Origin of the sequence: Chryseobacterium antibioticum (genome assembly GCF_012927325.1) — a bacterium.
GTDB lineage: Bacteria > Bacteroidota > Bacteroidia > Flavobacteriales > Weeksellaceae > Chryseobacterium > Chryseobacterium antibioticum.
Genome location: NZ_JABBGI010000006.1, coordinates 58,510 through 78,615, shown reverse-complemented (window position 1 = coordinate 78,615; position 20,106 = coordinate 58,510). Strand labels below are relative to the sequence as shown.

General features: G+C 34.5%; 20 protein-coding genes. 18 read left to right on the top strand and 2 right to left on the bottom strand.

What is annotated here, in order from left to right; all coding sequences use genetic code 11:
- Positions 1-9: 9 nt before the first annotated feature.
- From HHL23_RS06170 to HHL23_RS06100, 15 genes are all read left to right on the top strand, one after another.
- Positions 10-945 (top strand): glycosyltransferase, encoded by a 936-nt coding sequence (locus HHL23_RS06170; protein ID WP_169233937.1) that lies wholly within the window; start codon positions 10-12, stop codon positions 943-945.
- A 7-nt stretch (positions 946-952) separates the two neighbouring features.
- A complete protein-coding gene (locus HHL23_RS06165; protein ID WP_169233936.1) occupies positions 953-1,885 on the top strand; it encodes a glycosyltransferase family 2 protein in 933 nt (310 codons plus the stop codon).
- An 18-nt stretch (positions 1,886-1,903) separates the two neighbouring features.
- Positions 1,904-2,572: an NAD-dependent epimerase/dehydratase family protein gene (locus HHL23_RS06160; RefSeq protein ID WP_169233935.1), complete on the top strand. Its 669-nt coding sequence runs from the start codon at positions 1,904-1,906 to the stop codon at positions 2,570-2,572.
- Positions 2,573-3,493: a glycosyltransferase family 2 protein gene (locus HHL23_RS06155; RefSeq protein WP_169233934.1), complete on the top strand. Its 921-nt coding sequence runs from the start codon at positions 2,573-2,575 to the stop codon at positions 3,491-3,493.
- Between the two features lie 86 nt (positions 3,494-3,579).
- A complete protein-coding gene (locus HHL23_RS06150; RefSeq protein ID WP_169233933.1) occupies positions 3,580-4,497 on the top strand; it encodes a glycosyltransferase family 2 protein in 918 nt (305 codons plus the stop codon).
- Positions 4,487-5,176: a GNAT family N-acetyltransferase gene (locus HHL23_RS06145; protein ID WP_169233932.1), complete on the top strand. Its 690-nt coding sequence runs from the start codon at positions 4,487-4,489 to the stop codon at positions 5,174-5,176. Before HHL23_RS06150 ends, HHL23_RS06145 begins: the two co-directional genes overlap by 11 nt.
- Positions 5,163-6,287: a dTDP-4-amino-4,6-dideoxygalactose transaminase gene (rffA, locus tag HHL23_RS06140; RefSeq protein WP_169233931.1), complete on the top strand. Its 1,125-nt coding sequence runs from the start codon at positions 5,163-5,165 to the stop codon at positions 6,285-6,287. Before HHL23_RS06145 ends, rffA begins: the two co-directional genes overlap by 14 nt.
- Positions 6,288-6,320: 33 nt before the next feature.
- Complete coding sequence (locus HHL23_RS06135) at positions 6,321-7,106, top strand: class I SAM-dependent methyltransferase (RefSeq protein WP_169233930.1); 786 nt, start codon at positions 6,321-6,323, stop codon at positions 7,104-7,106.
- A 3-nt stretch (positions 7,107-7,109) separates the two neighbouring features.
- Positions 7,110-8,705 (top strand): hypothetical protein, encoded by a 1,596-nt coding sequence (locus HHL23_RS06130; RefSeq protein ID WP_169233929.1) that lies wholly within the window; start codon positions 7,110-7,112, stop codon positions 8,703-8,705.
- Positions 8,693-10,489, top strand: a complete 1,797-nt coding sequence (gene asnB, locus HHL23_RS06125; protein ID WP_169233928.1) for an asparagine synthase (glutamine-hydrolyzing) — start codon at positions 8,693-8,695, stop codon at positions 10,487-10,489. Before HHL23_RS06130 ends, asnB begins: the two co-directional genes overlap by 13 nt.
- Complete coding sequence (locus HHL23_RS06120; RefSeq protein ID WP_169233927.1) at positions 10,489-11,427, top strand: glycosyltransferase family 2 protein; 939 nt, start codon at positions 10,489-10,491, stop codon at positions 11,425-11,427. Before asnB ends, HHL23_RS06120 begins: the two co-directional genes overlap by 1 nt.
- On the top strand, positions 11,424-12,422 hold the full coding sequence (locus HHL23_RS06115; RefSeq protein ID WP_169233926.1) for an acyltransferase family protein: 999 nt from the start codon (positions 11,424-11,426) through the stop codon (positions 12,420-12,422). Before HHL23_RS06120 ends, HHL23_RS06115 begins: the two co-directional genes overlap by 4 nt.
- Before the next feature lie 57 nt (positions 12,423-12,479).
- Positions 12,480-13,424: a glycosyltransferase family 2 protein gene (locus HHL23_RS06110; protein WP_169233925.1), complete on the top strand. Its 945-nt coding sequence runs from the start codon at positions 12,480-12,482 to the stop codon at positions 13,422-13,424.
- A gap of 88 nt (positions 13,425-13,512) precedes the next feature.
- The gene (locus HHL23_RS06105) at positions 13,513-14,454 is read left to right on the top strand and encodes a glycosyltransferase family 2 protein (protein WP_169233924.1); all 942 of its coding nucleotides are present in this window, start codon (positions 13,513-13,515) and stop codon (positions 14,452-14,454) included.
- A complete protein-coding gene (locus HHL23_RS06100) occupies positions 14,451-15,779 on the top strand; it encodes a hypothetical protein (RefSeq protein WP_169233923.1) in 1,329 nt (442 codons plus the stop codon). Before HHL23_RS06105 ends, HHL23_RS06100 begins: the two co-directional genes overlap by 4 nt.
- Positions 15,780-15,824: 45 nt before the next feature.
- Here HHL23_RS06100 and HHL23_RS06095 read toward each other — a convergent pair whose 3' ends face one another.
- Both HHL23_RS06095 and HHL23_RS22805 read right to left on the bottom strand, forming a co-directional pair.
- Complete coding sequence (locus tag HHL23_RS06095; protein WP_169233922.1) at positions 15,825-16,853, bottom strand: acyltransferase family protein; 1,029 nt, start codon at positions 16,851-16,853, stop codon at positions 15,825-15,827.
- A 47-nt stretch (positions 16,854-16,900) separates the two neighbouring features.
- Entirely contained in the window at positions 16,901-17,671 is a 771-nt protein-coding gene (locus HHL23_RS22805; protein ID WP_169233921.1) for a class I SAM-dependent methyltransferase, read from the bottom strand.
- Positions 17,672-17,777: 106 nt separating this feature from the next.
- Between HHL23_RS22805 and HHL23_RS06085 the strand changes: the two genes are divergently transcribed.
- The 3 genes from HHL23_RS06085 to HHL23_RS06075 are packed head-to-tail and all read left to right on the top strand — an operon-like array spanning position 17,778 to position 20,065.
- On the top strand, positions 17,778-18,320 hold the full coding sequence (locus tag HHL23_RS06085; RefSeq protein WP_169233920.1) for an acyltransferase: 543 nt from the start codon (positions 17,778-17,780) through the stop codon (positions 18,318-18,320).
- Between the two features lie 6 nt (positions 18,321-18,326).
- Entirely contained in the window at positions 18,327-19,175 is an 849-nt protein-coding gene (locus HHL23_RS06080; protein ID WP_169233919.1) for a glycosyltransferase family 2 protein, read from the top strand.
- Between the two features lie 14 nt (positions 19,176-19,189).
- Positions 19,190-20,065 carry a glycosyltransferase family 2 protein gene (locus HHL23_RS06075; RefSeq protein WP_169233918.1) on the top strand — a complete coding sequence of 292 codons (876 nt, stop codon included), beginning with the start codon at positions 19,190-19,192 and terminating at the stop codon, positions 20,063-20,065.
- The last annotated feature ends 41 nt before the right edge of the window (positions 20,066-20,106 follow it).

The following is a 20,106-nucleotide window of genomic DNA, read 5'->3' as shown; positions in this document are numbered from 1 at the left end:
TATTAAACAATGAAAGTATCGGTTGCTTTATGTACCTATAATGGTGAAAAATACTTATCTCAACAGCTGGATTCTATTCTTACTCAGACTACGGCTCCGGATGAGATTGTTGTTTGTGATGATATGTCAACAGATTCAACTATTGAGATTCTTTCAGCTTATCAACAAAATTATCCACATATTTTTAAAGTCTTTAGAAACGAAACGAATTTAGGATTCATTAAAAATTTCGAAAAAGCAATTATCTTAACTACTCATGAAATTATTGTCATAAGTGATCAAGATGATATTTGGGAAAAAGATAAAATAGAGGAAACTATACGTTTTTTTGAAGCTAATGTTCAATTTGACGGAGTATTTCATGATTTAAAACTGATGGATGAAGAAAATACTCAACCATCATACCTCAACTGGAAAAATATTTCGCATGAAACTGTTAATAAAGAAATTTCAGAAGGTGAGCTTTTTACAGCATTAGTAAATAAAGGAAGTTTCATTCTGGGGTGTGCATTGGCAATAAAAAGAGAAGCCCTAGCAAAATATAACCTTAAGGATTTCCCGGTAGCCCACGATTATTTCATTGTTCAAAAACTGAGCATGAAAAACGCACTTGGGTTTATTCCTAAATCACTGTCTTCATACAGGCTGCATTCTAACCAAGTATATGGTTTAAGGTCTGCAGCCGAAAAAAAAGATACTGAACAACTTCCAAAAAGCAAACAATATTTTAAAGATTATGTACATCCGTATTTAAATGCTTTAAAAAGAGCTAAAGAAATGTCACCAAAAGAAGATCATAATAAAACAGAGCTTTATTCAAAGTTTATTACTCATAGAAATGCCTATCTCAACACAATGGGGTTTATAGACAAAAAGATCTATATTGCAAAATGTGTTCGATACAACTATTTGGATCTAAAAATAGCTGATATATTTACAATCTGATAACGTTATGGACATAAGCATTTGTATCACTACATATAAACACGAAAAATATATTGAGGAATGCCTCAATAGCATTTTCGCGCAGGAATTCGGCGGTGATTACGAAATTATTATATGCAACGACAATTCTCCGGATAATACAGAAGCAGTGATCAATAAAATGATTAATCACCATCCTCAAGGAAATAGAATTAAGTATTTTAAAAATATTCCGAATTTAGGATATGTAAAAAACACACTATTCTCCTTTTCGAAAGCATCTGGAAAATATATTGCGATCTTAGACGGTGATGACCTTTGGATAGATTCTTCTAAACTCCAGAAACAATTTAATTTTTTAGAAAAACACCCCAATTTTTCAGCTACGGGAACCGATTCTAAAGTTGTGTATGAAGACACTCCTGCTCCCAGTCACAGTTTTTCAGACCATCCGGGAGATGAATTATCAAAAGATGATTTGACAGATTTAAAAATATGTCAGACTTCTACTTTCTTTTTCAGAAAAGATATTTTAAAGGAAGATTTTCCTACCGATATTATCTCTGCAGACAGATGTCTCTATTTATTGGCCGGGTGCTATGGCAAAATCAAAATATTGCCTGAGCAGATGAGTACTTACCGACAATTCAGTGGTAGTATTTCAAAAAATGTAACGTCTGATGTCATGAAAAAAGACTTTGCAATTATTCCTTTTGTAAAAAAATATAATCCGGATTACAGCTCTTTCAAACTAAAAACTTATTTTTATTTTACATTGATGTCTTACTCTAATGTAATCTCTAAATTTGATTTTTTTAAGGCAAGTACAGGGTATTTTTTTTATAATGTTTTATCCAAATTTTCTCTTAGTCCGGTTAAATTATATTTAGCCATAAAGTGGAGCAGACATACCATTAAACAGAAATACGACATTAAAAAACAAAACAGCAGTTTTGTATAAGTTTTAAAACAAAAATAAATGATTATAGGAACTGGACTTATCGCAAATTCTTTAAAAGACATCAATTCGGAAAATAATTTATTTTTCGCATCCGGTGTTTCTAATTCCCTTGAAACCAGAAGTTCAGAATTCGAAAGAGAATTTTCTCTGCTAAAAAACACTTTAGAAAATAATAAAAGTGCCAAACTGATTTATTTTTCCACGCTTAGTGTGAATGATCAGTCAAAGCAGGAAAGCCATTATGTTTTACATAAATTAAAAATTGAAGATTATATAAAAAATAATTCTGAAAGCTACCTCATCCTAAGAATCGGTAATATTGTCGGTAACGGAGGAAATCCAAATACGTTGTTTAATTATCTGAAAAATCAGATTATGAACAATCATAAGTTTGTCATTCACAGTAAAGCCAGAAGATTGTTATTAGACATTGATGATATTGGACGTTTCCTAGTCTCAAACTGCATGAATATAAAAAATGAAACAATTAATTTCGCTTATCCTTATTATTACAATTTAAAGGAAATTACAGAAGCAATTGAAAACAAATTGCAAAAGGATGCTCAGTACGAAAAGTCTGAAGAAGGAGACTTTTACAAGGTAAATTTTGACGATACTACCAACACGTTTTTTGCAGGAGTAAAACCCGAGGAATATTTGAAGATTTTAACTGATAAATATATTTAAATGCCTAAAATTTATTTTATAATTGTCACTTATAACGCCATGAAATGGGCTGAAAGATGTTTTACAAGTTTAAGACAATCCTCAGTTCCTGTTAACTGTATTGTCATTGATAATTGCTCTACGGATGGTACACAAGAATATATAAAAACCCATTTTCCGGAGGTAGATTTTATTCAGTCTCAAGAAAATTTAGGTTTCGGAAAAGCCAATAACCTCGGCATAGAAAAAGCCTACAAAGAAGGAGCCGATTTCTTTTATCTGATGAATCAGGATGCTTGGCTGTATGAAGAAAGTCTTGAAAAATTACTGGAAGTATACCATTCTCATCCCAATACAGCTGAAATTGGGATTATGAGTCCTGTGCATATAGACGGGACAGAAAAGAAACTTGACATATTTTTAGACAAATACATTGCCTACAACTGTGAGAAAACAAGGCTGATCTCTGATCTCTATTTTCAGTCGCTGAAACCTTATTATGAACTTGATTTTGTTAATGCCGCCCATTGGCTGCTTCCCAAAAAAACAATAGAAAAAGTAGGTGGTTTCAATCCTTACTTTTTTCATTATGGTGAAGATAATGAATACGTAAACCGGGTTCACTTCCACAAAATGAAAATTATTCTTGCTCCCGCCAGCAAAGTGGTACACGACGGCAAACAGTCTCTGAATAAGATAGATTACACCAAATACAAGGATTTGAGTATAGAAACAAAGATTTTAGACCCTAATCATCATGATTCTTTGCAGCGGGAAAAAAAAGCATTGCTTCAAAGCATTGTAAAAAATTCTTTAATAGGGAATCTTGACAAGGCTAAAATACATTTTAAAAGTTATAAAAGTATAAGCAAAAACACACCTGACCTCTTGAAAATTAAAGAAAAAATATTAAAAGAAAGAAACTGTTTCCTTAATCTATAAGTAAAAAAAGGATTATTTTTATAATTCAAAGAAACTAAATTGATTATTTATATATTTGAAAAAAAATTTATTATTCCCCACAATTCATGATTAGTATCGTTAGTCCGGTTTATCGTGCAGAAAAAATACTTCCCATTTTAGTTTCCGAAATTAATAAAGTCTCTGAAAAGATGGGTGTGGACTATGAAATCATTCTTGTTGATGACAGAAGTCCGGACAATTCGTGGGAAGTCATGAAAAGTCTCGCTGAAAAAAATAAACATCTTAAAATTTACAGATTAAGCCGAAACTTTGGTCAGCACCCTGCTATCATGGCTGGCTTAAGCAAAGCCAAAGGTGAATGGATAGTCGTAATGGACTGCGATTTGCAGGATCAGCCCAAAGAAATCGAGAAACTGTATCATAAGGCTCTTGAAGGCTATGATACAGTTCTAGCAAGGAGAGAAATCAGAATAGATTCTTTCTTTAAAAGATGGAGCTCTAAAATGTTTTACAAGGTTTTTAATTATCTTGCCGGAATTGAAATCAATAATGAGGTCGCTAATTTTGGAATATACCACAGAAAGGTTATTCAGTCTGTCTTAAATATTAATGACAATATCAAATTTTTTCCATTGTTCGCCAACTGGGTGGGATTTAACTCAACAAATGTTTCCGTAGAACATAGTTCCAGAGAAGACGGAAAATCTTCATACAGTCTTTCAAGGCTCATTTCACTTGCTTTCAATGTGATTATATCTTTTTCAGATAAGCCTTTGAAAATTTTTGTAGGCTTTGGTGCTGCCATTTCCTTTTTATCTGTTTTAGTTGCCGCTTTTTTTGTAATCCGTTATTTTGAAGGAAAGATCACTGAACCTGGGTTCAGTTCACTCATATTATCCATTTGGTTTCTATCCGGCGTGGTCATCAGCTGTATTGGTATCGTAGGCATTTACCTCGGAAAGACTTTTAACCAAACAAAAAACAGGCCTGTCTTTATAATTGATGAAGCTTATGAAAATTAATTTTTTACAGTGGGACAGCGATTTTTTCAGAAAAAAAATTGGAGATATCACTATTGATAAAGAAGAGAATATTAACTCTGAAGATTATGACCTGGTTGTCGTAAAACAACCTTCAGCGTTTGATTTCAGTTTAAAAGGATATCAATTGTCTTTTACAGAGACAAAGGTTAATTTTATAAAAACATTAAACCCGCTCCATCATACGGATTTCGGGGTGATAAAAGATACCGATACCTATGAAAAAGAAGCAGATTATTTCAAGAGCCTAGCTTACGAAAGCGGGAAAAAAAGCAGATTTTTACTTGATGAAAAATTTGGCGAAGAAAAATTCAGAGAGCTCTATAATATGTGGGTGATCAATAGTCTCAACAAAAAATTTGCTTTAAAAACCTTTTATATTGAAGAAGACGGAAAAGCAATAGGCTTTGTAACCCTTCAAAAATATGATCGTCTTGGGAAAATTGGATTAATTGCCGCACATCCCAATTTTCAGGGGCAGGGATTCGGTAAAAAATTATTAAATAAAGTGGAAGACTTTTGCGTTAAAAATGGAATAACGCATCTGGAAATTCCTACTCAAAAAGAAAATATCCAGGCCTGTTCTTTTTATAAGAAGCAAGGCTATACCATAAAAGATGAATTAATTATAAAACACTATTGGAAAAATGATTCCCTTTAACAAACCTTATCTTACCGGAAAAGAAACAAAATATATAGAAGAAGCTGTAGCCACCGGAAAAATTTCAGGGAACGGTATATTTACACAAAAATGCCATACATTCTTTGAAGAAAAGTACGGCTTCAAAAAGGTTTTGCTCACTACTTCCTGTACAGATGCTCTGGAGATGTGTGCTATTCTGGCGGACATCCAGTCAGGAGACGAAATTATCGTTCCGAGTTATACTTTTGTATCATCAGCGCTGGCTTTTGTAAGACAGAACGCAAACATTATTTTCGCAGACTCCTATCCTGACAATCCTAATATTGATACTGATAAAATTGAAAATTTAATCACGGATAAAACCAAAGCGATCGTTGTAGTTCATTACGCAGGAATTGCCTGTGATATGGAAAAAATCCTTGAAATCGCTGAAAAGCACAATCTTATCGTCATTGAAGATGCTGCTCAGGCAATTGACAGTTATTATACCTTCAGAGACGGAACAAAAAAAGCATTGGGCAGTATCGGTCATCTGGGAGCATTCTCGTTTCATGAAACCAAAAATATTATTTCAGGAGAGGGCGGAATGTTGACAATTAATGATGAACGATTTATTAACAGAGCAGAAATTATTTGGGAAAAAGGAACCAACCGCTCCATGTTTTTCCGCGGTGAAATTAATAAGTATGGATGGGTAGATACGGGATCATCCTTCCTTCCGAGTGAAATTATCTCCGCTTTTCTTTGGGCACAACTTGAAAATATAGATGATATACAGGAAAAAAGACGGGCAATTTGGAACCGCTATTATGAAGGACTAAAGGATAACAAAAACTTCTCACTGCCGGTCATTCCCGAATTCGCAACCAATAATGCGCACATGTTTTACATTGTTTGCAAAGATTTGAGTTCCAGAACAGAGCTTATTAAAAAACTGAAAGAAAATAATATTCTGGCAGTATTTCACTACCTTTCTTTACACAAAAGTGAGTTCTATACTCAAAAACATAATAGCAGAGAACTTCCCAACTCTGATCATTTTGAAGAATGCCTTTTAAGGTTGCCATTCTATTTTGAACTGGCAGAAACCGAGCAGGAAAAAATAATCAATATCATTAATGAACAGTAAATAATTTCATAGTGCGAAAGCATTAACACAACGATGAAAAACATAGACAAAGAAAAATTTAAAGACGAATACCAAGTAAGAAACGGGAAATATATCTTCATTCCGGTTCAGGAAGAAGTGGTAACAGATTTTCTTGATAAAATAAAATATAAAATAAAGAAGTTTAATAAAATATACAGTGCCCTCATTGAGATCATCAGCCCTGTTTATCCTCAGCCTTTTTTTGATGCAAAACGCATAATCCGAAACGAGATCAGAGGAAAAAATGTAGTCGCGCTGAACCTCGGCAGCGGAAATTCAGATTTCGGAGATGATCTTCTGAATGTAGACCTTCTTCCTTACCAAAATGTGGATATCATCTGTGATATTGAAAATATTCCGTTTAAGGATAATTCGGTAGACTACATCATCAATATTGCAGTTTTGGAACACGTCCCGAATCCTCAAAAGGTAATTGCAGAAATTCACAGGGTTTTAAAACCTGGAGGGAAAATTTACAGTTTCATTCCGTTTATGCAACCTTTTCATGCATCACCCTATGACTTCCAGAGATTTACTTTTGAAGGGATGAAGCACCAATTCAGAGCATTTGACATTTTAAAACTGAAGCCTATCGGTCCTACATCGGGAATGCTTTGGGTAGTTCAGGAATGGTTTGCACTGGTATTTTCTTTCGGAATCAAACCTCTTCACACCGTACTTTACTTACTTTTTATGGTTCTTACCTTTCCTATAAAATTTTTGGATGTGATATTTCAGTTCTATCCAATGAGTAAAAACGTTGCATCAGGATTCAGCATTTTGGCTCAAAAAAAATAATTCATGGAAAGATCTCAATACAACTATGAAAATATCTTAAGCTGGATTTTTGTTATAGGTTCATTGTTTATGGGCTATATTGTTTATTCAAATCTGGATAAAGGTTTCATTTTTAACGATGAAGCATTCTATCTCTTTTACTACAAAGATCATGATAGTTTACCTACCATAGACTCTACTAATTTTTACAGAATTTTCAAATTCCTTTTTACAGAAAACATCTATCATTTCAGAATAATTACCTATGCGTTACTGAATATTTCTACGTTCTTTGTTTACCTCTTTGCTGGTAAATACTACAAGCTTAAAGTCAATGCCTTTTTAATTGGTTTCCTGGGAATTACAGTAAATTTTGTAAGCTGGGGAGTCTGCAATATTGTTATGCACCAATATATCAGCAATACCATCCTGATTAATCTTGCTTTAGCATTTATATTCATTTATCTTATTTACAATAAATCCTTGTCTTTAATAATCTCTGGATTCTGTCTTGGAATGTTATTGTTTAATGGCATCCCACATACCATTGTTATTATTCCCATAGCAGGCTTTTTATTTTTTAATTTCTGGAAGAAAGACAGAAAAATAATTTTCTACATCATTGCCGGAGGAATAATGGGAATTATCTTTTACTTTACTTTTATTGAAGACTTTTCAAAATTCATTTCTCAGTTTGAATGGATAAAATATTACAAACAATTCCACATCAAGCAGCATCCTAAGAGATTTTTTATATTTTGGATTTTAAAAGTTGCAGGGTTTATATTTCTTCCATCATTACTTCTGATTGGCTATTTATATAAATTTTCAAAGAATAAAATACAACACACCAACCATATCCTGATAGTTTTGGGTGTGATTTTTGTGATCTCCTATCTGTTTCATCCATCTATTTATATCAATTATGTGCTTCTAGCGCTTTTGATTTACAGATATTTTCTCGAAGATATCTGTATTGAAAAGAAAACCATGCTTATTGTTTTATCACTTATTCCTTTTGGACTTTCTTTTGGATCGGGGGCTTATTTTGAGGTACGGGGAACTTTATACAATCTTTACTACTACCTTGCATTGTCGATTATTATTTTATCAGTGTATAGGGTAAGGATATATGCAGCTCTTGTTGTTCTTTTTATCTACCAATATTTAGTTTTCCAAAATTTATTGAAAGAAAAAGGCTGGAAAGATTTTATTTTCACAGAACAAACTGAAAAAGTAAAAATAAACGGCTACGATTTATACTTAGATAAAGGAAGGACAAAAGATATTGAGGATCTTCGTCCCTATTTGCAAAATCAGCCTAATGTCATCTACTCCAGCAATCACTTGATAGGATACTTGTATATTTTAAACGCTTCCCCGCCTATATATTACTATTTTGCACTCAAAGATTATGTAAGATTTATTATAAAAAAAGTGGGCAAGACTCCAGATGATTTCATCTACATAGAAAGCAATGACTATCCTTTCCTATCAAGAGAAATTGTACCTTTACAATTCGTGGATCATCCGGAAAAATACAAAGTAGTAAAAACCGGAAGATTTACATTATACCTTCCCTCAAATTATCAAAAAAATAAAAACACATGTGTGGAATAGCCGGAATTATTGGTAATAATGCTAGAAATTATCAGGAAGAAATCCAGAAAATGACGGATTCTATGATCCACCGTGGCCCGGATTCTTCGCACTATGAATTTTATGACCATGCAGCTTTAGGCCACCGCAGACTCTCTATTATAGACCTGTCTGATAACGGAAAACAGCCCATGTTCTCCAATACAAAAAACGAATGTATTGTTCTTAACGGCGAGATCTATGGATACCTGGACATTAAAAAGAACTATGCAGAATATCCCTACCACGGAGGTTCAGATACAGAAGTTATTCTGGCTATGTACCAGAGAAAACAGGAAAACCTCATCCATGACCTTCCGGGAATGTTTGCTTTTGCCATCTGGGACAATCAGAAGGAACAGCTATTCTGCGCCAGAGACCGTTTTGGAGAAAAACCTTTTTTCTATGCAATAGGAAGTAACAATGAGTTTATTTTCGCTTCAGAAATCAAGGCTATTCTGGCCTCCGGATTGATCCAGCCACAGGTCAACACAGATGCCCTCTCCCATTATCTTCAATATGGATATGTGAGTACTTACCAGAGTATTTACAGTAATATTTTCACTTTGCCTCCTGCTCATCAGCTGATCTGGAAAGAGGGAAAAATTACAGTCTCTAGATACTATAGCCTTCCGGCAAAAGACAGGGCAATAAGTCTGTCCGATGCCAAAGAGGAATTCTTTTATCTTTTAAAAAATGCTGTAAAAAAACAGCTCATTGCAGATGTAGAGGTAGGAAGCTTCCTAAGTGGCGGACTAGATTCTTCATCCATCGTTGCGATGGTGAATGAGTTTCTGCCCAAACAGACAACGATCAGTTTTGGGTATGATCATAAAGACAGCGAACTTAAATTTGCCAAAGAAATTGCAGATCGATATAACACCAATCACCGTGAAGTTCATGAACAGAAAGGAGATGTTGCAGAATCACTGCTGAAAATATCTCCATTTTTAGATGAGCCTTTTGCAGACACTTCTTATCTTCCCCATTACGAGATCTGCAGAAATGCGAGGAAAAGTCTTACAGTCGCACTTTCCGGAGATGTAGGTGATGAGTTGTTCGGCGGATATCATTTTTATACTGTTGAAAATAAATTAAAAAATCACTTCAGTTATAAAAATATAATTGCCCAGTTTGGGTTAAAACTATATCAAAAAGCAAGGCAAACCTCTTTTGTTACCCAGCAAAATTTGAAGTTTTCATCAATTTTAGACTTCCACCAGAATTTTGTGAGGAATGATTTTAATACAACAGAACGGGAAAGACTGGGACTGGTATCAGATTATAAACAGGGCTACAGCTTTACGCCTAACCCCGACTCATTGAACGATATCATGAGAGTGGATCTTGAGCACTATGTTCCCGGAAATATGATGGTAAAATCCGACAGAATGGCTATGGCCAATTCTTTGGAAGTAAGAACACCCTTTCTGGATCTTGATTTTGCCGAATTTTGTATTCAGCTGCCGGAACAATTGAAACTAACTCATGACAACGATAAGATCATTTTGCGTGAAGCCATGGGTTCATATTGGACAGAAACCATCAGAAAACGTCATAAACAAGGCTTTGGAATGAGCGTAAAAAGCTGGTTTGCAGAAGATAACCTGATGAAACTTTCTGATGACCTGTTAAAAAACCGTGATCAGAAAATCTTCAACTACATCGATTTTGATGCAGCCCAGAAATTTCAGACTAAAGACAATAAGCACTGGAACCTGCTACAGCTCGCTCTTTGGGCTCATAATAACCAATCTGTACTATAATGCTTAATATATCCGTCATCATACCGGTGTATAACGCTTCAGAATTTTTAGAAAAATCTGTAGCCTCTGCCATGCAGTTTGAAGAAGTAAAAGAAATCATTTTAGCTGAAGACCAATCTACCGACAATTCACTCGAGATTTGCCGGAAATTAGCCAGTCAGCATTCTAAGATAAAACTATTCCAGCATCCTGATCAAGGAAATCACGGAGCAGCTGCAACAAGAAATCTGGGTATTGAAAAATCATCCGGTACTTTCATCGCATTTCTTGATGCCGATGATTATTATCTCCCCAATAGGTTTGATGCGGAAAAAAAAGCTTTTAACGATCAACAGATCGATGGGGTTTTTGGCGCCGTAGGAATTGAATATTTAACCGAAAAAGGTAAACAGGAGTTTCAGTCTAAGTTTAATGATGTTTCGCTTACCACGGTTAATTATCCTGCCGAAGGAAAAGAAGTTTTCAAAGGTCTTTTAGGTTTAACCTCTAAAAACTTCGGCACTTTTTTTCATTTGAATGCACTTACTGTCAGAAAATCGGCTCTTCAGAAAAATCACTTAAAATTTAATGAGGTTTTGCGCGTTCATCAGGACTCTGATTTTATTATTAAACTAGCATATCATTGCTATTTAAAATCTGGAATTATAGACAAGGCAACCGGAGTCAGAGGTATTCATGATGACAATAGAATTACCAAAATCATAAAATATTCTCCCCAATATAACGAAAGACAGTTTCTCTTTTGGAACTCTTTGTATGAATGGTCTAAAAAAAACATTTCAGATCCGGATGCAAAGCAGCATATCTCTCTGCAGAAAAAAGCTTTTGAACTTTCTGTAAAAAAAGGATTTTCCAAAATGACAACTCTTTTTGGGGCCATTCTTAAAGATCCTAAGATTCTGAAAACAAAATATAGATTTACTTACACCCATTTATGAAACTCAATAACCTACAGATATTAAGAGGTATATCTGCATTGCTGGTCTGCTGCTTCCATTTCTCAGAATATATTAATTTTGAGAATCTGCGCCTTGGTGATATTTTGTTTAAAAGAGGAAGCATTGGGGTCAGTATTTTTTTTGTAATCAGCGGGTTTATCATGGCTTTTACAACTTTAAAAAAGGATTTCAGTATCAATACTTCGAAGGAAATTACTTTATTTTATAAGCGAAGAATCATTAGAATTGTACCCCTTTATTTTCTGCTATCCGGAGCATGGATGGTTATTGGAGGTACTCTCATGGTATATTTTCAGGATGAAGGCTTCAAAAGACTTATTCATTCTATCTTTTTTCTTCCACAAAAAAACACGTTCCCTGTATTGTATCTGGGATGGTCTCTTAATTATGAGATGTTTTTTTACCTGATCTTCGGGATGTCCCTTCTCTTCAAAAAAGGAAGATATATTTTTATCGCAGCATTTTTTATTTTGACTTATATAGCCGGGCTTTTATATCCACCGGAAAGTGCCTATCTGGAGATGGTTTGCAGTCCCCTGAATTTATATTTTGTGACCGGGATTGTATTTGCCATTTTGCTGGATAAGGTTTCTGTAAGTAAAAATTGGGCTATGCTACTGTGTACTGTTGGAATTGTATCGTTTTCAGCAGTATTATTCGGTCTTATTACGGTAACCAACAATTTATTACTATTGCTGATTGTTTCTTTATTTGTTTTATCTTTCTTGTTATTTGATTATAAGTTTCATTTCAAAGGAAACCGTTTTCTTATCTTTTTAGGTGACATTTCCTATTCCTTGTATCTTTCACATCCTTTTGTAGAACTCTTTTTCAGAAGATTTAAAGTAGATGGGTACCTCAATATTCCTTATTTCATGTTAAAAATTATCATTGTTATTGGCGTTGCTGCTTTTTTCTATTATTTTGTAGAGAAAAAAATAACTGAATATTTAAAACTTAGATTAAAAGCATAGAATAAAAAATTACACTATAAAAAATAAAAGTTTATTTTAACTGTTCCAAAGATGAAGATGAAAATATCAGTAATCATTCCTGTTTACAATGCAGAGAAATTTGTTTCGCAGGCCATAGAATCCGCTCTTCAGTTTGATGAAGTTTATGAGGTCATCCTGATTGAGGACAAATCTCCGGATAATGCTCTGCAAGTATGTCAGCTGTTTTCCGAAAAGCACGAAAGAGTAAAACTTTATCAGCATCCGGACAAGGGCAACCATGGTGCCAGTTCCAGCAGAAATTTAGGTATAGAAAAATCAACCGGTGATTTTTTAGCATTTTTAGATGCTGATGATTACTTTCTTCCGAACCGGTTTGAGGCAGAAAAGGAGCTTTTCAAGAATCCTGAAGTAGAAGGAGTTTATGGAGCTCTTGGTGTTCATTATTATTCTGAAAAAGGAAAGGAACAGTATTACCATCTCTTTGAGGACGGGCTAACCACTGTGTATAAAAAACACCCTCCTAAAGATGTTTTTTTCGGACAAATGCATATGTTGGGATCGTTTGGTCTCTTTACCATTGATGCTTTAACGATCCGCAAATCGTCTTTAATTAAAAAAATGAATATACTGTTTAAGGATCACTTAATACTTCATGAAGACACCGAATTTCTGTTCCGCCTGTCTTACTATCTTGATCTGTACCCGGGAAGCATTGACAAAGCTGTTGCCGTACGAGGCGTACATGAGCACAACAGAATAACCAAAGTGGATACCCATGAAGTGGATCCGGCGATCTCCAGAAGCCTGCTATGGAAAGAGGTCTACAGCTGGGCTCAACAAGAAGATACGATTCCGGATGATGCTAAGACCCACATCAAAAGAATGCTCCGCAGTTATGAAATCGCTAAGGCTCCCCCATTAAAAAAATGGGGAATGGTGATAAAATATCTCATCACCGACTACAGGAGTATCAGATCGGGTCTTTATAATATTAATTTTAAATACTCATTAATTTCTTAACATAATAAACTTTTTTTATTACAAGGCTGTTAAAATCCTTAAATTACACACTTCATTACCTTTATCATTTAAAATGTTAACAAAAACAATGAAAATATCAGTCATTATCCCCGTTTATAATGCTGAAAAATTTATTTCTCAGGCCGTAGAATCGGCACTTCAGTTTGATGAAGTACACGAAGTTATTCTGATAGAGGACCAATCCCCAGACAACGCTCTGCAGATATGCCTGCAGCTTGCCGAAAAATACGACAGGGTACATCTTTATCAACATGCAGACAGAGGCAATCACGGAGCGGGTCCCAGCAGAAATTTGGGAATAGAAAAGTCTACCGGAGATTTTATTGCTTTTCTGGATGCAGACGACTATTTCCTTCCCAACCGCTTTGACGCTGAAAAAGAACTTTTCGAAAAACAGGAGGTAGAGGGGGTCTATGGTGCTCTGGGCGTTCATTACTACTCTGAAAAAGCAAAAGAACAATATTATCCGCTATTTGGAGACCATCTCACTACCGTATACAAAAGACATAGCCCTAAAGATGTTTTTCCCGGACAGATTTATATGCTGGGGAGTTTTGGCCTTTTCAGCATTGATGCACTGACCATCCGTAGAGAGCCTCTTCTAAGGAAAATGGATATTCTATTCAGAACCAATTTAAGGCTTCATCAGGATACTGAATTTCTTTGCCGTCTTTCTTTCTATCTTGATCTCTATCCCGGCATTTTGGACCAAGCTGTGGCAATGAGAGGGGTACATGAAAATAACCGAATTACTCAGGTAGGTTCTAAAAAAATAAAACCTTCAAGTACCAGGATTCTTCTTTGGAAAGAAATTGACAGCTGGGCTACCGATGAGAAAAAAATACCGGAAAATGTAAAACGACATATCAAAAGGATGCACAGAAGCTTTCAGATTGCTAATGCTCCTACACTGAAAAAATGGGCTATGATCCTGAAATATCTGGTAACAGATTACAAGAGTATAGCTTCCGGACTTTATAATATTAATTTCAGAGATTCTCTGCTATGATGACTTTCAGTCCGGCTAACAGCAAAATAACACCTTTTGATTATACCATTTTCTTTGGAACTATAATTTATTTTATATTAAAGGTGATGTATTCCTCCGGGGAGCTTACCCCGGATGGTATTACTTATTTGCAGCAGGTTCAGGATTTTTGGCACTACAAGGCGAATTTCCCTTTGGGATATCCTTTAGCTATCAAGTTACTGAGTTTTTTCACCGGAAGCTTTTTTGTGGCATCCAAACTGGTCAACATATTGGCTTATATAGGGATCGTTCTTTTTTCATACCGAAAGAATTTTTTTTTATCACAGACTATTCTAGTTTTTTCATTCTATCCATTTCTTAATTTATATCCCATAAGCTTATCGGAGCCTTTGTATTATTTTTTCAATTATCTGATTATTTATTATGTATACAATTATACACGTGAGGGATTTATTACAAAGCATACCATTTATCTTTCTACCCTATTCTTTTTGCTGATTTCTGTTCGTTTTTCGGGTATTTTTGTTCTTATTTCTGTATTGGTATATCTTGCTTACCTTTCATTTAAGAAATTTCACTCTGTAAGATCTTTTATCATTCTTTCTACCTCTCTATCCGCTGGAGCTCTAGCCTACTTATTGATCAATTATATGTACTGTGGCTTTGCTCTCGGACAAAGGGATCATCTTCATATCAGCCCAGCTCCGCTTGTTGATTTTATTTCAAAAATATCTGTATCCATATTAAAAGACTTCAGTTTTCTTAATGTAATTATACACAAAGGAATTCTACACAGGATATCTGTGCTCAATATCTTTGTAGGAATAGCTCTTGTCTCTTTTTGCGCTTATATTTTTATTAAAAAAAGAAAAAATATAGACTACTTCAACTTTTATCTTATCATTTCATTAATAATCGTACTATCAGGTATCCTGTACAGCTATTACACTACAAAAATAGATGATACTATCCGCATTAAAAGTAACGCATACCTGTATCTGATTCTTTTCATTGCCTTGAATATTTCAAAAAAGAATATAGTCTATGCTCAAACTTTTGCAGCTTTAATTTTATCTATCAACAGCTTTTCAGTCATTAAATATTATGGAGAAATTACAAACTACGAGGTAAAGTTCAGCAAACTGATCCAGGGCTGTAAAGACAGGAAAGTAGATATTCTCTATAAAAAAATCCAGAACAGTAATGAAAAAAATCATTCTGCAGTACTTCGTTTCAAAGCTTTTTTAATTGATAAGGAATACATTATTGTAGAATCCAACGGGGGCCAACAAAATGGTTCAGCCTGCCAGGTTTTGACTTCAGAAATTATCAATCAAAAATAACAGATTTTCAAACGTACCGTATCTACTTTACGACCAAGGGAAATCTTATCTGATATTTAGTTTTTTAAGATAATCTCTGAGTGGTTTTTCAATAAATTGGTAGAACAGCATGGAAGTGAGGATAAGAACAGCCAGATAGACCCAGAATATACTGTTGATGTCAAGTTTATACTTTTGCCACTTCAGAACCTCCCTCAGGATATAAAGAATGGGAATATGGGTAATATAAACGGCATAACTGGCTTCGCCTAAATATTCCAGGGGTTTTAATGAGAACAATTTGGTCACGAACCCGTTATTTCGGGAAATTAAAATAATAAGCGGAATAAAAAGAAGCGCCATCAGCCCGTTGTGATAAAAAAGAGGAACAAAGATCAGCGAAAGCATGGTCGCTGCAAAAATCAAAATCACCGGAATATCGTAATTTTTCTGTTTAAAATTCTTCACAAAAAACAATCCGGCAAGATTCCCTACCAAAAATTCGCTTACATGCATCAGTGGGAAATAATACAGAAACTCGTGACTTTCTGTGTGCGGACCTTTATAGGATGGTGAAGCTTCATAAAGATAAGAGAATACCTGCGTAATCACCCATAGGACAATGCCTGCTACCCAAATACTTTTATTCTTTTTAGAGTAAAAATAATTGTGCAACAAGGGAAAAATAAGATAAAACAGAAACTCCACAGAGATAGACCATCCCGGAAAATTTAAGATCATGGCTTTACCCGGAATCCAGCTCTGCAGCCCAAACAGGTACAGAAAGACCTTATCGATACTGAAATTTGAATATCTCGTCACCAGAAAAAGCAAGAGCCCTACCACATACAGCGGATAGATCCTTGCCAATCTGTTCTTATAATATTCAAAGTACACGATCTTTTCTTTCTTATGATAAGCCACGATCATAATAAAACCCGAAAGGATGAAAAAATAACTCACCCCCACATTAGCTTTTAAAAATATGTTTGAAATATAATCAGTCTTATAGACAAACATATCTTTATTAAAGTGAGAAATGACGATGGCTATAGCTGCAAGAAATCGGGTAAAGGTAATCTGGCTTATCTTCATTCATGAAAACTGTTCAACAGCCTTATATAGTTTTAGTTACAGATAAACTACTTGACAAAAACACCGATGTATTTTCCTTCATACTCTACTACCGTGGTTTCTATGTCATTTTTTTCACAGAAATCCTGGTAAGCAGAATTGTCGCCTATATCATCACTGATAAAAACGCCTCCCTTTTTCAAATGTTTGTATAGCTCATCATATGCCCACATTCTTCCGTTATAACTCTTATCCGAATCATAATGAAGAACATCAAAAACTGCATTGTCAGCAAAAATTTTTGGCAACGATTCTTTATCAGCAAAGCGGAATAGTTTCCAGCTTTTTTTAAGGTTTTCCGGTACCACGTAACCTACGTACTGATCACCATCCTGTGCCAGATAAGGCATATCTGAACTGTAAAGCACACCATCTCTTTTCCTCAAAGAAAGAAGCGAAGCCAGTGATGACCATCCATATGCCACCCCTGTTTCTACGACATGCTTTGCACCGGCAAATTCACATGCATAGTACAGCAATTCCAAAGCTCCGGGACCGCCCATTTTCACAGGACATGCTTTTTCCTTTTGTGCTGCTGTATGTAAAACATCTGCATAATCGCTACGGAAAGCATCTATTTCAACAGCAAACAGCTTTGAAACAGCTTCTTTTTGAGAGACCGCTCTTCCGGCCGCCCAGGAATTTGTTTTTTCCTTGCCTTTGAAAGCATTACCTCTATTGACTGTATTTTTGATAATTTTCCGGCCAAGCTCCGGATAAAGATCGGGTCTTTTAAGATACCCGATAAAAGTTTTGAGAACCCTTGTTATTTCACTCACTGTGTTATATTTAATATCGCAAAAATAAATATTTTTTTCTCATTTATCTAAAAACAGATTATATTTGTGAGACTCAAATGAAAATGAAAAAAATAAAAGCCCCGATATGTTCTATAATCTTTTCGAAAAATTCTACAGAAGACAGCAGCTTTCTACCCTAAAAAGAAACCCTAAAGTGTTTTTTAATCATATCAGAATGGGCGTAGGCAACCGTTTTGTTGTAGATAAAGATATAAAAAAATTAAGTATCGGAAAGGCTGTAGAATTAAGAAACTATACCTGTATTCTGGTCGTGAAAGATGCCAGCTTAGAGATCGGTGATCATTTTTTCATGAACAACTTCTGCTCGATCAACTGTCTTGAACATATCTCAATCGGGAATAACACTTTATTTGGGGAAAATGTCAAACTTTATGATCATAACCATACTTATGACACTTCTCCTGCCTTCAAGCTTCATCCGTCAAAATTTACAAAAGCTCCTATCAAAATAGGCAATAACTGCTGGTTGGGAAGCAATGTGACGGTACTGAAAGGTGTCACAATTGGAGACAACTGCATCATTGGTGCAGGTTGTACCATATATAAAGATATTCCTGCCAATACACAAGTAATTAATAAACAGGACTTAACATTCAATTCTCTTTAAATTCAGATGACATTTTCCATACTTATAGCCCACTATAACAATGCTGCCCTGTTCAGAGACTGCTACAGATCACTACTTTCGCAGACCTACAAAAATTGGGAAGCTGTGATTCTTGATGATGCCTCGTCTGAAGAAGAAAAAGAACAGATCAAAGCCATCATTGCAGAAGACAAACGCTTTAAATTTTTCGAAAATGAAAAAAACTGTGGCGTTGGTATTACCAAAAGTAAGCTCATTGAACTTGCTACGGGTGATATTTGCGGTTTTGTAGATCCGGATGATGCTATTCTTCCTGGCGCTATTGAAAAAGCGGTCAGTGTATTTACCCTAAAACAGAATGTGGTGTTGACTTATTCAAGATTCATGAGCTGTGATAAAAATCTAAAACCTATCATGCCTTTTAAATCTGCCAAGCAGGTTCAGAATAAAGACCCCTATTTTTTTAATTATCCCATTCAGATCGCTCATTTTGTAACGTTCAGAAAGGATATTTATGAACAGACGGAGAAGATGAATCCTGATCTGAAAATCGCAGAAGACCAGGATCTGTATTTAAAAATGTATGAAAAAGGGAATGTTTACTTCATTAACGAAACCAATTATCTTTACAGGACACACATGGGAGGAATATCCCAGAATGAGAATAAATCCAAATCCTATGAATACTTTGCGCAGGTGATTTTTAATGCCATGAAAAGAAGAAACATCAAAAGCATTAATGGAATGAAAGTTCCGGAAATTTATGGTGGACAACACGAAATTTTCAATCTTTTAACATACCAAAGCTCACTTGGATACAAGATAAAAAGGAAGATTTTTATTACCTTACAGAGAGTTTTAATGCAAAAAATATAATTTTTTTAAGCAAAATGAAGTTTTCTATTTTAATAGCCCACTATAATAATGCGTCTTTTTTCACAGACTGTTTTGAAAGTATCCTTAAACAGACTTTCACAAACTGGGAAGTAATCATTGTAGATGATTTTTCAACAGCGTCGGAAAAAAAGGCTCTGAAAGAATTAATTTTAAATGACAAACGGTTTTTCCTTTATGAAAATGAAACAAACAGAGGTGTAGGATACACCAAGAAAAAATGTATGGAATATGCAACGGGGGACATCTGTGGCTTTGTAGACCCCGATGACGCGTTAACATCCGATGCGCTGGAAGAAAGTATAAAGCTTTATAACAATAAAAATACCGTAGCCACTTATTCACAGTTTTATATCAGTGACAAAAATCTGATCATTGATAAAATATTTCCAAATTCTAAAAAAATAAAAAACGGGGAAAAAAAATTTTTCAATATGCAATTTGAAGTTGCCCATTTTTTCACTTTCAGAAAAGAAACGTATGAAAGAACTGAAAAAATAGACGAAACTCTAACGTCATCTGTGGATCAGGATTTGTACCTTAAATTATATGAAAAAGGGAATTTAGCTTTCATCCCAAAAAAACTTTATTTATACAGAATTCATGACGGTGGAGTTTCCCAAAACAAAACAAAAAAAGAAAAATTATATAAAAACTGGCATCTTGTATTATACAACACTCTTAAAAGGAGGAATATTCAAAAACTTTACAATAAGGATATAGATCATATCGAAAGCCTTCCCAATTTTATCTTCGAAAAAGAAAGTACCTTAATTTCAAAATTAATAAGAAAAATATTTAATTTTTTTTTGGGAGGGAAATATTTACTCTTTTGTCTGAAGGAAAATAATACTGAAATGCTCTTCTGTTAAAAATAAGAGTATTATTAAGATCTATAAAATCAAATTTAATT